A 15,912-nucleotide genomic window follows, 5' to 3' on the forward strand; every position below is an offset into this window, starting at 1 on the left:
AATGCGTGGATTTGTCACACCCGTTGGCAAAAGGCTCAAATTGGCCGCATTCCAGCATTGTCGCTTGTCAGCGCGAGCCTGCTTGCGCTTGATTGTGCGGCCTATTATTGAGCCTTGAGTCGGTCTGCGGCAATTCGGAGTTTTCATGCGCCTGTCCCGTTATTTCCTTCCCGTCCTCAAGGAAACGCCCAAAGAAGCGGAAATCATTTCCCATCGGCTGATGCTACGGGCGGGCATGATCTCCCAGCAGGGGGCCGGAATGTATGCCTGGCTGCCACTCGGCTACAAGGTGCTGCGCAAGATTCAGCGCATCATCGAGGAAGAGCAGAACCGGGCAGGGGCCATCGAACTGCTGATGCCTACGCTCCAGAACGCGGACCTGTGGCGTGAGTCCGGGCGGTACGAGGATTACGGCAAGGAAATGCTGCGGATGCAGGACCGCCATGAGCGCGACATGCTCTATGGTCCGACCAACGAAGAGATGATCACCGCGATCTTCCGCTCTTCGGTCCGCTCCTACAAGGATTTGCCGCTCAATCTTTACCACATACAGTGGAAGTTCCGCGACGAGATCCGCCCGCGCTTTGGAACCATGCGCAGCCGCGAGTTCCTGATGAAGGATGCCTATTCCTTCGATCTCAACAAGGAAGACGCGATCAAGGCCTATAACAAGATGTTCATCGCCTATCTGCGGACCTATCACCGCATGGGCCTCACAGCCGTGCCGATGCGCGCCGAAACCGGTCCCATCGGCGGCGACTTGTCCCATGAATTCATCGTGTTGGCAGAAACCGGTGAAAGTGGCGTTTTCTGCCACGCAGACCTGCTCGATACGGCCATTCCGGGAAGCGACATCGATTTCGACAGCGATTTGTCGTCGATCGTCTCGGATTGGACCGCGCTCTATGCCGCGACCGAGGACATGCACGACGAAGCCGAGTTTGCGGCCAAGGTGCCCGAAGACAAGCGCATCGCTGCCCGGGGCATCGAAGTGGGACAGGTGTTCTACTTTGGCACCAAATATTCCGAACCCATGGGGGCGACGGTTACCGGGCCGGACGGAAAGGAAGCCACTGTCCATATGGGCTCGTACGGTATCGGGTTGACGCGCATCATCCCCGCCATCATCGAAGCGAGCCATGACGAAGATGGGATCGTTTGGCCGGTCTCCGTCGCGCCATTCGAGGTGAGCCTGATCAATCTCAAATCCGGCGATGCGGCCTGCGACGCCGCAAGCGAAAAACTCTATGGCCAACTCGATGCCGCCGGCATCGACGTGCTCTATGATGATCGCGAGATGGGCGCGGGCCAGAAATTTGCCACAGCTGACCTGATCGGCATTCCCTTCCAGCTGATTGCCGGCCCGCGCGGACTGGCTTCCGGAGAAGTCGAGATCAAGCATCGCAAGAGCGGTGAGCGTGAGACACTGGGCATCGAGGATGCGGTTGCGCGCCTCAAGGCTCTTATCGAACCCGAACGCAGGGACGCCGTTTGACCTCCACAGCCAATGCCAGCCTGAAGAAGAGCCCGCGACCGTTTTCGCGTTTCGAGTGGCTGGTCTCCGGTCGCTATCTGCGGGCGCGCCGACGCGACACGTTCATCTCGGTGATTGCCGGGCTGACGATGATCGGCATTGCCATTGGTGTCGCGACGTTGATCGTCGTGATGAGCGTGATGAACGGGTTCCGCGATGAGCTGCTGACCAAGATTTTGGGGCTCAACGGTCATTTTACGGCGTTTCCCATCGAGGAGGTGTTCCACGATTACGAGGCCGTGCGGGACCGGCTCGAAACCGTGGATGGCGTGGTGTCGGCTGTGGCCTTTGTCGAGGGGCAGGCGCTGGCGACGGGCACCTACAATTCTTCCGGGGTCAACGTGCGCGGCATGTCTCTTTCAGACATCGAGAAGCTGCCGCTGCTCTATTCCAGTACGCTTGCCGGCGGCTGGGAAGATTGGGATGATCTTGAAGGCGTTGCCATCGGCGTACGCATGGCGTCCCAGCTTGGTGTCACGATCGGCGACCCTATTACGATCGTGACGCCCAATGGTCCGCGCACGCCCCTGGGATCCACACCGCAAATCCGATCCTATCCCGTCAATGTTATCTTTGATGTGGGAATGGTGGAATTTGACTCTCTGTTCGTGTTCATGCCGATCCGCGCTGCGCAGAACTATTTCCGCCTTTACGAAGACCGCTTGCGTGAAGGGTTCGACGAACTGCCGCTGATGGCGACCGACGAGGAAATCGATGCCGCCTATGAGCGGGTCTATACCGCGACCGCGGTTGAAGTGTTCCTCACCGATCCAGATTCCACCTGGAGCAAACAGCTGGAACTGGAGCAGGCCGCAGGCCGCCCCATGGTCTTCACCGACTGGCAGCGGCGCAATCAGACATTCTTTTCAGCGCTCCAGGTTGAGAGGGTGGTGATGTTCACCATCCTTTCGATGATCGTCCTTGTCGCCGCTTTCAACATCATCTCCAGCCTGGTGATGCTGGTGAAGGACAAGGGCCCCGACATCGCCGTGCTGCGCACCATGGGCGCGACGCGAGCCTCGATCATGCGCATCTTCTGCATCACGGGCACCGCTATCGGCTTTATCGGCACCATCGCAGGGTTTCTCCTTGGGCTGGTTCTCGCCATCAATGCCGAAACCATTCGGGCGTGGATTTCCGATGTCATCGGCGTGGCGCTGTTCCCGCCTGAGGTGTTCATGTTGTCCCAACTGCCCTCGCGCGTCGATCCGACAGAGGTGACGGTTGTGCTGGTCATGGCGCTGGCGTTGTCATTCCTCGCGACGCTCTACCCTGCCTGGCGTGCGGCCCAATACGATCCCGTGGAGGCCTTGCGTTATGAGTGACGCACTCTTGAGCCTGCGCAACGTGCGCCGAACCTACGGCGATGGGGAAGGGGCGATCCACGTCCTCACCGGCGCGGATCTCACGGTCAGCCGGGGCGAGATCGTCGCGCTGGTCGCGCCTTCAGGGGCGGGCAAGTCGACCTTGCTGCATATTTGCGGGCTGCTGGAGCGGCCAACCGATGGGGAAGTGGATATCGACGGCGAACGCACGGCAAAGCTCGCCGACCGGCAGCGGACCCTGCTGCGCCGACACAAGATCGGCTACGTCTATCAATTCCACCACCTTTTGCCTGAGTTCAGTGCCCTCGAAAACGTCACGATGCCACAACTGATCGCGGGGGAGAGCCAGAGCGTCGGCAATGAACGCGCCATGGCCCTGCTGGACGCCCTGGGGATCAGCCATCGCGCAGACCATCGACCCGCGGAACTCTCGGGGGGGGAACAGCAGCGGGTGGCCATTGCGCGCGCCGCCGCTAACCGCCCCAGCCTGATCCTCGCCGACGAGCCGACCGGCAATCTCGATCCCGGCACTTCGGATACTGTGTTCCGTGCGCTCTCGGATTTGATCCGAAAGCAGAATGCCGGCTGCATCATCGCCACGCACAATCATGATTTGGCCCGCAAGGCCGATCGGATCGTGACCATTGTGGACGGCAAGGTGCACGCCACAACCCTTTAAAAGCAGGCGGCTTTCTTGTCCGAACCTCGGTGCAGTTGGGCTCCGGGGTTTTTTGTTATCCACACTTTGTTAACCGTCGATATCCCCAGAGTTCTCAATATCTGGACAGGAACAAAAAATGAACGTAGAAGAACAAAGCATAAACACTGTGCTGGAGGTTCCCATGCTCGCTTTGGTCAAGGATTTCATGGCTCTTGTTTCGCTCACCGCGTTCGGTGGCGTGATGCTGTTCTATTTCGATATGATGACCTATCTCGTTTGATTCCCGGGCGCTCGGCGCTGCGGACGAAATCCGCAGCCGGACCGTCCGGGAGTTCCATAACTGATCGGGTATTTGCGCATGACAGGCCCCGGCTTCGTCCATCTTCACGTTCATTCCGCGTTTTCGCTGCTCGAAGGCGCGCTGCCGCTTGGCACGATACTGGAGATGGCCGCCAAGGACGGGCAGCCGGCCATCGGGATTGCCGATACGAACAATCTGTTCGGCGCACTGGAGTTTTCCGAAAAGGCGACCTCCAAGGGCATCCAGCCGATCATTGGTTGCGAACTGACCCTCGATTTTGGAGCGGATGAAGACAAGCCATCCGATCGCGTCAATCTGGGCAAGGGATCGGTTGTCCTGATTGCAGCCGACGGTATCGGCTTTGCCAACCTTTCCGAGCTGGTTTCAAAGGCCTACCAGGAAGGCTCGGACGGAAAAACCGCTGCCCATATCGACTGGCTCGTCGATCATGGTGCCGGGCTGATCTGCCTCACCGGGGGGCCTGAAGGCGCGATCGACCCGTATTTGGCAGCAGGGCTCGATGTCCAGGCCGAGGCGCGACTGGAGGTGCTTCAGCGCATATTTGCCGATCGTCTCTATGTGGAAATCCAGCGCCACGACCATGCCCTGGAAAATACGGTGGAGCCGCGCCTCGTGGAGTTGGCCTATCGGCTCAACTTGCCGCTGGTGGCGACCAACGAGCCCTACTTTCCACGCCACGACGATTTCGATTCCCACGATGCTCTGCTCGCTATCGCTGCAGGCTCGGTGGTGGCGCAAACCGAACGCCGGCGGTTGTCCGATCAGCATTATTTCAAGACGCGCGAGGAAATGATCGCGCTCTTCGCCGATCTGCCCGAGGCGCTGGACAACACCATCGAGATCGCGCGGCGGTGCAGCTATCGTCCCCGTACTCTCGATCCTATCCTTCCCAAATTTGCCGCCGCCGAAGGCGTGAGCGACGAAGACGCCGTTGCTGCCGAAGGGGACGAGCTGGCGCGTCAGGCCCGTGAGGGGCTTGCGCAAAGGCTGGCGAGCTACGGACATGCACCGGATCGAACCACCACTGAATATGAGGAGCGGCTGGAGTTCGAACTCAAGGTGATCCGGGACATGAAATTCCCGGGCTACTTCCTGATCGTTGCGGACTTCATCAAGTGGGCGAAAGCCCATGACATTCCAGTGGGTCCGGGGCGCGGGTCAGGGGCGGGGTCTCTAGTTGCCTATGCCCTTACTGTCACTGACCTCGATCCGCTGCGCTACAACCTGCTGTTCGAGCGCTTCCTCAATCCCGAGCGCGTGTCGATGCCGGACTTCGACATCGACTTCTGCCAGGAACGCCGCGAAGAGGTGATCCACTACGTTCAGCAAAAATATGGCTACGAGCAGGTCGCCCAGATCATCACGTTCGGAACGTTGCAGCCGCGAGCCGCATTGCGCGACGTGGGGCGTGTGCTCCAGATGCCTTACGGGCAGGTGGACCGGATCTGCAAGCTGGTGCCCAACAATCCGGCCAATCCGGTGACGCTGGCCCAGGCGATCACCGACGAGCCGCGCTTGCAGATGATGCGCGATGAGGATGAGACTGTCGCCGAACTGCTGCGCATCGCCGGCAAGCTCGAAGGGCTCTACCGGCATGCCTCGACTCATGCCGCCGGTATCGTAATCGGCGATCGCCCGCTGCAAAAGCTGTTGCCGCTCTATCGCGACCCGCGGTCGGACATGCCGGTTACCCAGTACAACCTCAAATGGGTAGAACCGGCGGGGCTGGTCAAATTCGACTTTCTCGGCCTCAAAACCCTCACCACCATCCGCTACGCCGTCGATATGGTGAAGGCTACGGGTGTGGATCTCGACATCGATGCAATCCCGTTGGAGGACGCGCCAACCTACAAGCTGTATGCCGATGGCGATACCTACGGCATCTTCCAGTTTGAAAGCCCGGGGATGCGGCGCGCGCTGGTCGAACTCAAACCGGACCGTATTGAAGACCTGATTGCCATGAACGCCCTCTATCGGCCCGGCCCGATGGACAATATCCCCAGCTTCATCAGCAGAAAGCACGGGCGGGAAAAGGTTGAATATCCGCATCCTTCGCTGTCGACGGTGCTCGATGAAACCTATGGCATCATCGTTTATCAGGAACAGGTGATGCAAATCGCCCAACTGCTGTCGGGCTACTCATTGGGCGAGGCCGACATGCTGCGGCGCGCCATGGGCAAGAAGATCAAGGCGGAAATGGACCAGCAGCGCGAACGCTTTCGCGAGGGCGCGGTCCGCAACGGCATCAAGAAGGGGCAGGCCGACGCCATCTTTGACCTGCTCGCCAAGTTCGCCAACTATGGGTTTAACAAGAGCCACGCTGCCGCCTACGCTTGGGTGTCGTACCAGACGGCCTATCTCAAGACCCATTATCCTGAGCAGTTTTATGCTGCGTCGATGACGCTGGATATGGCGCAGACAGAAAAACTTGCTGATTTCAGGAGCGAGGCGCAGAAAAAGAACATCGAAGTCGTTCCGCCATGCATCAATCGGTCCGAGATCGATTTTTCGGTGCGGGAAGGTCGGATTCACTATTCGTTATGCGCCGTGAAGGGTGTGGGTCGCCACGTGGCCGAACATCTTGTCGAGGTGCGGGGCGATCGACCCTTCCGCGACCTTGCGGACTTCGCGAGCCGGGTCGATCCCAAAATCATCAATAAGCGGACACTGGAAACGCTGATTAACGCCGGGGCATTTGATATGCTCTCGCAGCGGCGCGAGCAACTGGTCGGTGTGATCGATGTCGTGGTGAACACAGCCCAGCGCGAGGCAAGCGGGAGGGCTGATGGCATTGAGGACATGTTTGCCAGTAGTCAGCCGCAAGCTATCGCTTTGCCCGAGCATGTCGCACCCTGGAGTCTCACCGAGCGACTGGCAAGGGAGCATGCGGCGATTGGCTTTTATCTCTCCGCCCATCCTCTCGATGATTACGAAGCTTTGTTCGAACGGCTCCGGGTGCAGCAATGGGCCGGCTTTGAACGTGCGGCGCGCAATGGCGCAGTCGCGGGCCGCCTTGCTGGCACGCTCATTTCCAAACAGGAGCGCCGCACCCGCAAGGGGTCGACCATGGCGATCATGATGTTTTCCGATCCGAGCGGATCGTATGAATGCATCGCCTTTTCCGAACAGATCAATGATTTCGGGCGTTGGCTGGAGCCGGGGAGTTCGGTGGTCATCGAGGTGGGGGCGGATGCGCGCCCGGATGGGGTGAGGCTGAGGCTGATCAATTGCGAACCCATCGATATGTCAGTGGAAAAACTTGGTCGTCGCATGACTATTTTTGCAGGCGACGAACGCTGCCTGCCGCCGATCAAGTCGCAGCTTCAGTCCGGCGGGGAAGGGGTGGTGAGCCTGGTTCTGGTCCGCGACCAGGGCGAGCGGGAATATGAACTGGAACTGCCTGGACATTTCCGGCTGACACCGCAACTGGCCGGAAGTCTCAAGGCCATCTCCGGAGTGGTTGACGTCAGGCTCAATTAGGCGCGTTAAGCTTGCGTTTGAACGGCTGTTCCTGTATAGGGCGGCTCGTTAAATCCACATGCAAAGGCTGGTTCCGTATTTCAACGGCGCCGATCCGGTGGCGGAGCGTCCGCCTCTTTCCTTTGCAAAGGCATAACCGGTAAAGGAGACTACCCAATGGCATTGCCAGATTTTTCCATGCGCCAATTGCTTGAGGCCGGCGTTCACTTCGGTCACCAGAAGCACCGCTGGAACCCCAAGATGGAGCGGTTCATCTTCGGTGTTCGCAACGATATTCATATCATCGATCTCAGCCAGACCGTGCCGGCGCTCTATCGCGCCCTGCAGCTGATCAGCGATACTGTTGCCGATGGCGGCCGCGTCCTCTTCGTGGGTACCAAGCGCCAGGCAGCCCCGCTGGTCGCCGAAGCGGCCCGTCAGAGCGCGCAGTATTATGTCAATTCGCGCTGGCTCGGCGGCATGCTGACCAACTGGCAGACCATTTCCCATTCGATTGCCCGCCTGCGTGAACTCGAAGCCCTTGAGGCGGAAGGTGCGGTCGGCCTAACCAAGCGCGAGCGCCTTCAGCGCAGCCGTGAGCAGGAGCGTCTTGAGCGCGACCTGGGTGGCATCAAGGACATGGGCAACATTCCCAATCTGCTGTTCGTGATCGACACCAACAAGGAAGCCAACGCCATCAAGGAAGCCCGTCGTCTGGGCATTCCGGTCGTTGCCATCGTCGACACCAATTGCGATCCCGACGTTGTGGATTATCCGATCCCGGGTAACGACGACGCCGCCCGCGCGCTGGAACTCTACCTGTCGCTCGTGTCGCGCGCAGCCATTGATGGCATTTCGCGGTCTTCCACGTCGCTGGGGCACGATCTGGGTGCGTCGACCGAAGTTCTCGAAGAGCCCGCTCTTGCCGATGAACCTGCCGCAGAGCAGGCCGCGGCAAGCGAAGGCGAGGCCGCACAGGCCTGACAGCGTCGGCGCACTGCGCCGCCAAGCCAAGTTTAAGATCTATTCAGGCCGTCCTTTCCGCTTCTGCGGGGGGCGGCCAATCAGAGAGGTATCGAGATGTCAATCAGTGCAGCAGACGTAAAAAAGCTCCGCGAAATGACCGGCGTGGGCATGATGGACTGCAAGAAGGCACTCACGGAAACCAATGGTGACATTGAGGCCGCAGTTGACTGGTTGCGGACACGCGGTCTTGCGCAGGCCGCCAAGAAGGCAGACCGCGTCACCGCGGAAGGCCTGGTCGGTGTTGCTGTGGACGGTAACCGCGCCGCTCTTGTCGAGATCAACTCCGAGACCGACTTCGTTGCCCGCAACGAAGACTTCCAGAACATCGTTCGCAACGTCGCCTCTCTTGCGCTCTCCGCCAATGGCGATGTCGACGCGCTGGCTGCCGCTGAATTCCCCGGCACCGGACGCACCGTGACGAATGAATTGGCGGAAGCCATCGGCCGGATTGGCGAAAACATTACCCTGCGACGCGCAGCGCTGATGGAAGTGTCCGAAGGCGCCCTCGGCACCTATGTGCACGCGGCAGTGACCGAAGGCCTGGGCCGCATTGGTGTGCTCGTTGGTCTGGAATCGACGGGTGACAAGGCCAAGCTCGAAGAGCTCGGCAAGCAGATTGCCATGCATATCGCGGCCATCAAGCCGTTGTCGCTGTCATCGGACGAGCTCGATCGCGAGGCCGTTGAGCGTGAGCGCACGGTGTTCATCGAGCAGGCCAAGGCGTCCGGCAAGCCCGACAATATCGTCGAAAAGATGGTCGAAGGCCGCATCCGCAAGTACTATGAGGAAGTGACCCTGCTTGCCCAGACGTTCGTGATCGACGGTGAGAACACTGTTGAGCAGGCCGTCAAGAATGCAGAGGCCGATGTCGGTGCGCCAATCACGGTCACAGGCTTTGTGATTTTCGCCCTTGGCGAAGGCATTGAGCGGCAGGATGCGGACTTCGCTGCTGAGGTTGCCGCAGCTGCGGGCACCGCGTAACGTACCCGGAATTTCTTCGGATTCGTTACGATTGAGGTGGGGCGCTCATGTCCAAAACCGGCTATTCACGCGTCTTGCTCAAGGTCTCCGGCGAAGTACTCGCCGGAGACCAGTCATATGGAATCGAGCCAAAAGTTCTCGATGACATCGCCGGGCAGGTCGTCGCTCTGGTCGGGCTTGGCGTGGAAGTCGCCGTGGTGATCGGTGCCGGAAATATCGTTCGCGGCATGACCATTGCCGCCAAAGGTGGCGATCGGGTGATCGGCGATCACATGGGCATGCTCGGCACGGTGATCAATTCGCTGGCGCTTGGCGATGCCATCCGCAGGGCAGGGGGGCGCTCCCACGTCTTCTCGCAGGTATCGATGCCCTCGATTTGCGACACTTTTACCCAGCGGGCGGCGATTGCGGCGCTTGAAGGCGGTGCGGTCGTGATCTGTGCCGGGGGCACCGGCAATCCGTTCTTCACCACCGACACTGCGGCCGCGCTCAAGGCGATCGAATTGCGCTGCGATGTGCTGCTCAAGGGAACCAAGGTGGATGGCGTCTATTCCGCCGATCCCGAAATCGATCCCACTGCAACGCGTTTCGAGACCATTTCCCACGAACAGGTCATCGCCCAGGACCTGCGGGTCATGGACACCGCTGCATTTGCGCTTGCGCGTGATAACGGCTTGCCGATAATCGTTTATGCCCTCTCCGATGAGCAGGGGCTTGTGGGCGTCATCGAGGGCCGGACGCCGAGTACCAGGGTCGGCTGATACAGGCCCTGCGTGTGCTGACTTAAAAATGACATGGTCGCGCCGGTAATGCCGATGCGGCGCCGGGCGTAATGCCCTGAACCACGACCGGGAGAAATTCAATGTCCGAAGCGTTCTCGCTCGAAAATATCCGTTCCAGAATGAAGAAGTCGATCGAATCGATGAAGGGGGACATGGCGGGCCTGCGCACGGGACGTGCAAGCGCCAGCTTGCTCGACCCGCTCATGGTTGATGCTTATGGATCGATGATGCCGCTTAATCAGGTTGCGACCGTCTCCGTGCCGGAATCGCGCATGCTGAGCGTGCAGGTCTGGGACCGCAGCATGGCCAATGCGGTCGAAAAAGCCATTCGCGAGTCCTCGCTTGGCCTCAACCCGATGAGTGAAGGCCAGGTCATCCGTGTGCCACTGCCCGAGCTCAACGAGGAGCGGCGGCGCGAGTTGACAAAGGTGGCGCATCAATATGCCGAGCAGGCCCGGGTGGCGGTTCGCCACGTGCGCCGCGATGGTATCGAGTTGCTGCGCAAACTGGAAAAGGACGGTACGATGGGGCAGGACGATGCCCGCGTCGAAAGCGAACGTGTCCAGAAGGCAACTGACGAGGCGATCGCCGAAATCGATCAGCTGGTGGCCACCAAGGAACAGGAAATCATGCAGGTCTGATCCGACTTGTACCGGCCAGGCTTGAGGAAACCGATGTCGACACAACCGGCAGCAGCATCGTTAGAGCCTGAAGGCGGCCTCAAGATTCCACGCCATATCGGCGTCATCATGGATGGTAACGGGCGTTGGGCAAAGCAGCGCGGATTGAGCCGTTCGGATGGGCATAAAGCAGGGGTCGAGGCCGTGCGCAGGGTCGTGGCGCTGGCTATGGATCATGGCGTCGATTGCCTGACCCTGTTCAGTTTTTCCGCGGAGAACTGGCGCAGGCCTCCGGACGAGGTTCGGTTTATCTTCGGTCTTTTGCGCCGGTTCGTCGCGTCCGATCTCGAAAAGCTGCATAGCCGCAACGTGCGTATCCGTGTAATTGGCGAGCGCGACGGCCTCGAACGCGGGCTGCTCAACATCATCGATGATGTTGAAGCGCGCACGGCGGGCAATTCAGGCCTCGATCTCATCATCGCCTTCAATTATGGCTCCAAGGTCGAAATCGTCAACGCCACCCGGGCCATAGCGCGGAAAGTTGCGGCGGGGGACATGCGGCCCGAAGATATCGACGAAACCGTTATCGCCCGCCACCTCGACACATCAGGACTGCCCGATCCCGATCTGATCATCCGCACCAGCGGGGAAATGCGGCTTTCAAACTTTCTGTTGTGGCAGGCAGCCTATGCGGAACTGGTGTTTGTCCCCGAGAACTGGCCTGACTTTGACGAATCGGTTTTCGTCCGGGCATTGAGGACCTACACTCAACGCGAAAGAAGGTTTGGCGGTATCACGACGTGACGGAACAACATGGCAGAGCCGAAAAAAAGAACCCAAGGCTCTGGCCTTTCGGTCCCGATTTACTGCCTCGGCTGCTTTCGGCCATCGTACTCATCCCGCTGACCGCGATTGCGTTGACTGCCGGATGGCTTTTGTTCGCTTTGCTGATCGCGCTGGTCATGGCCGGCGCCTATCGCGAATGGGAAGAGATGATCACCGGGCGTCACTCCGCCTGGCCATCGGTATTCATCATGGGTCTTGTCGCGATGATCGCCATCGCGCATCCCATGAACGGCGCTTGGGCCAGCGCAGTGGTGTTCGGCATCACGGTGGTCATTGCCGCCTTCATCAAGGCTCCGAACCGGCATTGGCGCATCAGCGGCGTGATTTTTTTCGGCTTTGCCACCATCGCGTTCCTCGCCATTCGCGGCAGTTCCGGTGTGGGGATATGGGCCGGGATTTTCCTCGTATCGATAGTCTGGATGACAGATATAGGTGCCTATTTTGTTGGACGGATCGTTGGAGGCACCAAGTTGTCGCCGGATGTGTCGCCGTCCAAGACCTGGTCGGGCGCGGCAGGGGGGCTGTGTGCCGGAACACTGAGCGGCATTGTGGTCTGGTTCGTGGCTGGCTGGGCCCTCGATACTCCGTCGCCCTTTGCCATCGGGCTGCTGATTTCGGTGGTTGTCTCGATTTCGGGGCAATTGGGCGATCTGGCGGAAAGTGCGGTGAAACGCCGCTTTGCCGTCAAAGATAGTGGCGACATAATCCCCGGCCATGGCGGATTGATGGATCGCATCGACAGCCTGACCGTCGCCGGGATCGTCCTTTGGTGCGTGGGGCTGGCCAACCGCGGGCTGGGGGCGGTGCCGCAGGGCATCCTGTTCTGGTAAGACCTGTAAATCGACACATTGACGGCGCATGGGCCCAATCTCGTGATCGGAACCGAAAGGGCAATCGATGATCGGCTCGCTCCCGTTCTACCTAAACTATATCATTCCGTTCCTTGCGATACTGACCGTCATCGTTTTCATCCACGAGATGGGGCACTATCTGGTGGCGCGCTGGAACGGCGTGGCTGTGGATGCCTTTTCCATCGGGTTCGGCCCCGAACTGCTCGGATGGACCGACAGGCGCGGTACGCGCTGGCGGCTGGCGGCCATCCCTCTGGGGGGATATGTCCGATTTTCCGGTGACATGAACGCCGCCAGCGTTCCTGACCCGGATGCTGTTGCCAAGGCCGATCCGGAGCTCGCGCCGCATTTGTTTGTCAATAAATCCGTGTGGCAGCGCATGGCCGTGGTCGTCGCGGGGCCGCTCGCCAATGTAATCTTCACCTTTCTCATCCTCTACACGATGTTGCTCGGCTATGGCCGCTTCACGCTCGATCCGGTGGTGGGCGAGATCGTCGCCGATTCTCCAGCCGCCATCGCGGGGCTCGAAGAGGGTGATCGCTTCCTGTCGGTGGATGGATTTGCCGTTCGCGGATTTGAGGACGTGCAACGCGTGGTTTCCACGGCATCCGAGCGCGAGGTGCCGATCATCATCGAGCGCAATGGCCAGCGCATCGACCTGACGCTGATCCCGCGGACGGAGACCACGACCACCCGGTTCGGACGGGAATTGAAAGTGGGGCGTATTGGCGTTGTGCGCAGTGTGGAAGAAGGGGATGTCATCCTTTATCGTCCCGGGCCGATCGAAGCGATCGGGATGACGGTTGAGGAAATCTGGTTCCTCATCGACCGTACAGCGAACTTCCTTGGCGATCTGTTTGTCGGGCGCGCCGACCTTGATCAGGTGGCCGGGCCGGTGGGCATGGCGCAGATCTCGGGAGAGGTGGCTACACTGGGCCTGTTGGCATTGGTTAACCTAACTGCACTTTTATCGCTCAATATCGGTATAATTAACCTCTTTCCAGTGCCTATGCTGGATGGTGGTCACCTATTGTACTACGTTTTTGAGGCCGTGCGGGGGCGTCCCCTGAGCCAGCGTGTTCAGGAAATCGGTTACCGGATCGGTTTCGCATTGGTGTGTACGCTCATGATCTTCACGCTGGTCAACGACCTCGTCTGACGCGGCGTTTCAAGGGGTTAGCAGTGTTGCATGAATACATGAATGGCCATCTTTTGGCCGCAAGGCGGGGCGTTTCACCTTGCCCCAGCGGCAAAAAAGGGTAAAACCTGTCAACGGAGTATGGGGGAATCCATGTCTGGAGACGATTCCCCGCACAAGTCTCACAGGGCAAGCAAGAACAATCATGACCAAATCAGCCAAGCTTTTGCACAGCGTCCTCCTCGCCATGGCGCTCCTATTCGTTGCGCCTCTGATGGGGAATGTGGCGCTGGTTTTTGGGGTTGCTCAGGCCCATGCCCAGGCAGCGGTGAGCGAGGGAACGCAAGTCGCTTCCATCGGTTTTGATGGTAACAGTCGCTTCAACGACAATCAGCTGTCAGCCATGGTCGATGTTGCGGTCCGGCGCGTCTATACGCAGGCCGGCATTGCCACGGATATCCAGACGATCCAGGCAGCGTATTCCCAGGCGGGCTACAGCAATGTTTCCGTCACCGTGCGCACGGAGCCGACAAACGATGGCCGGGCGCGGGTGATCTTCGTGGTCAATGAAGGAGATCGGGCAGGCATCGCCGCCATCAACTTCACCGGCAACAACTCGATCAGCTCAATGGTGCTCAAGGGTGTTCTCGTCACCAAGGAAAGCCACCTGTTCAGCTGGCTGTTCCGTGACGACGTCTATGATGAGGATCGTCTCGCCGTCGATCGCGAGCGCGTCCGTCTCTATTACGCCAACCGTGGCTTCCCTGATGCGCGCGTGCTGTCGTCGGTTGCCGAATTCGACGCGGAGCGCAATGCGTATTTCATCAACTTCACCGTTGAAGAGGGGCAGCGCTACAATTTCGGCAATGTCGCTATCGAAACCTCGATTCCGGGCCTGAATGCCGACGCCCTGCGCGGAGGCATTGCGACCGGCTCGGGCAGTCGCTATTCGATTTCCGATCTCTCGCAGTCGACATCCGAACTGGCGATCCGCGCAACCAATCAGGGCTATCCGTTTGCGGAAGTGCGCCCGCGCATCGACCGTGATGTCGCCAACAACACCTTTAATGTCACCTATCTGGTCGATGAAGGTCCGCGCATCTATGTTGAGCGCATCAATATCACCGGTAACACCAAGACCCGCGATTATGTCATTCGCCGCGAATTCGAGTTTGGCGAAGGTGATCCGTTCAACCGCGCATTGGTGACCAAGGGCCGTGCTTCCATCGAGTCGTTGGGCTTCTTTTCCTCGGTGCAGGTGACCTCGGCTCAAGGTAGTGCGCCCGATCGGGTTGTGCTCAATGTGGCCGTTGTCGAGCGCAGCACCGGTGACTATGGCGTGGGTGCAGGCTATTCCACCCGCGACGGTATTTTCGGCGAAATCTCGCTGACCGAGCGGAACTTCCTTGGCCGGGGCCAGTATCTGCGCGTGGCGCTCGGACGGTCGGAAAACGGCGAGACCTATGATTTCAGCTTCACAGAGCCGCGGTTCATGGGTCTGCGCATGTCGGCTGGGATCGATCTCTATCGCCGCGTTACTGCCGAAGGAAACAACTTCACCTACGGAACCGAGACCACCGGCGGACAGCTTCGCTTTGGTCTGCCGATCATCGAGGATTTGACGCTGACCACCCGCGTTGGGCTGTCGCAGACGATCTTCAAGGACGCGGATGCTCCGTTTATGCCGTCCCCGTGGTACATCACGGATGGCATGACACGCGACAAGCTGACCTTGGGCTATACGCTGACCTACGACACACTCGACAATCAGCAGCGCCCGACCGAAGGCATGGTTCTGTCCTTCTCGCAGGACTACAATACCCTGACCTCGGACTTCCTGACCACCGAAGTGCGCGCCCGAGTGTACTATCCGATCTGGGAAGAGATGGGTGTTGTGGCCAGCCTGCGCGGTCAGGCCGGTGCCATCACCGATCTGGGCGGCGGCGGAATTCATCCGACGGATGCCTTTATCCTTGGCCCCAATCTGGTCCGTGGCTATGCTTATGGCGGCATGGGTGCCCGCGCCAACCCAACCAACGATCCTCTCGGTGTTCTGGCCTACGCCGGACTGTCTGCGGAAATCGACTTCCCGCTGCCGTTCCTGCCGGAAAACTGGGGACTGCACGGTGCGGTCTGGGGTGATGTCGGCTGGATCGACGGCACTCCGGCAGCGGGCGTCGCTGACACGGGCATTGGCAATCCGCTGAAATCCTCGGTTGGCGCGTCGATCATCTGGGAATCGCCGATGGGGCCGCTGCGGGGTGACTTCGCCCACGTAATCGAGCCGGACAGCTTTGACCGGACCCAGGTATTCCAGCTGACACTGTCGACACTGTTCTGATCGACCGTTTCATTGAAAAGGCTGAA

The 15,912-nt window shown here is 59.6% G+C and carries 13 protein-coding genes; all 13 read left to right on the top strand.

Annotated features, from left to right (window positions below):
• Positions 1-145 precede the first annotated feature (145 nt).
• The 13 genes from proS (at position 146) to bamA (ending at position 15,886) form a co-directional block, all read left to right on the top strand.
• A complete protein-coding gene (gene proS, locus VNS12_RS04440) occupies positions 146-1,495 on the top strand; it encodes a proline--tRNA ligase (RefSeq protein ID WP_325486631.1) in 1,350 nt (449 codons plus the stop codon).
• A complete protein-coding gene (locus VNS12_RS04445; protein ID WP_325486632.1) occupies positions 1,492-2,859 on the top strand; it encodes an ABC transporter permease in 1,368 nt (455 codons plus the stop codon). The genes proS and VNS12_RS04445 overlap by 4 nt, the downstream gene beginning before the upstream one ends.
• On the top strand, positions 2,852-3,538 hold the full coding sequence (locus VNS12_RS04450; protein WP_325486633.1) for an ABC transporter ATP-binding protein: 687 nt from the start codon (positions 2,852-2,854) through the stop codon (positions 3,536-3,538). The genes VNS12_RS04445 and VNS12_RS04450 overlap by 8 nt, the downstream gene beginning before the upstream one ends.
• 118 nt (positions 3,539-3,656) lie before the next feature.
• Complete coding sequence (locus VNS12_RS04455) at positions 3,657-3,800, top strand: hypothetical protein (protein ID WP_325486634.1); 144 nt, start codon at positions 3,657-3,659, stop codon at positions 3,798-3,800.
• A 78-nt stretch (positions 3,801-3,878) separates the two neighbouring features.
• On the top strand, positions 3,879-7,322 hold the full coding sequence (gene dnaE / locus VNS12_RS04460; RefSeq protein ID WP_325486635.1) for a DNA polymerase III subunit alpha: 3,444 nt from the start codon (positions 3,879-3,881) through the stop codon (positions 7,320-7,322).
• 156 nt (positions 7,323-7,478) lie between these two features.
• Entirely contained in the window at positions 7,479-8,285 is an 807-nt protein-coding gene (rpsB, locus tag VNS12_RS04465; RefSeq protein ID WP_325486636.1) for a 30S ribosomal protein S2, read from the top strand.
• Positions 8,286-8,381: 96 nt separating this feature from the next.
• Entirely contained in the window at positions 8,382-9,308 is a 927-nt protein-coding gene (tsf, locus tag VNS12_RS04470; protein WP_325486637.1) for a translation elongation factor Ts, read from the top strand.
• Positions 9,309-9,355: 47 nt separating this feature from the next.
• Positions 9,356-10,069, top strand: coding sequence for a UMP kinase (gene pyrH, locus VNS12_RS04475; protein ID WP_325486638.1), 714 nt, complete (start codon positions 9,356-9,358; stop codon positions 10,067-10,069).
• 101 nt (positions 10,070-10,170) lie between these two features.
• Positions 10,171-10,731, top strand: coding sequence for a ribosome recycling factor (gene frr / locus VNS12_RS04480; RefSeq protein WP_325486639.1), 561 nt, complete (start codon positions 10,171-10,173; stop codon positions 10,729-10,731).
• Between the two features lie 33 nt (positions 10,732-10,764).
• Positions 10,765-11,514: an isoprenyl transferase gene (locus VNS12_RS04485; protein WP_325486640.1), complete on the top strand. Its 750-nt coding sequence runs from the start codon at positions 10,765-10,767 to the stop codon at positions 11,512-11,514.
• Positions 11,511-12,386, top strand: coding sequence for a phosphatidate cytidylyltransferase (locus VNS12_RS04490; protein ID WP_325486641.1), 876 nt, complete (start codon positions 11,511-11,513; stop codon positions 12,384-12,386). Before VNS12_RS04485 ends, VNS12_RS04490 begins: the two co-directional genes overlap by 4 nt.
• Before the next feature lie 67 nt (positions 12,387-12,453).
• A complete protein-coding gene (gene rseP, locus VNS12_RS04495) occupies positions 12,454-13,566 on the top strand; it encodes an RIP metalloprotease RseP (protein WP_325486642.1) in 1,113 nt (370 codons plus the stop codon).
• A 184-nt stretch (positions 13,567-13,750) separates the two neighbouring features.
• On the top strand, positions 13,751-15,886 hold the full coding sequence (gene bamA / locus VNS12_RS04500; RefSeq protein ID WP_325486643.1) for an outer membrane protein assembly factor BamA: 2,136 nt from the start codon (positions 13,751-13,753) through the stop codon (positions 15,884-15,886).
• Positions 15,887-15,912: the final 26 nt, after the last annotated feature.

Origin of the sequence: Pelagibacterium sp. (assembly GCF_035555455.1) — a bacterium.
Lineage (GTDB): Bacteria > Pseudomonadota > Alphaproteobacteria > Rhizobiales > Devosiaceae > Pelagibacterium.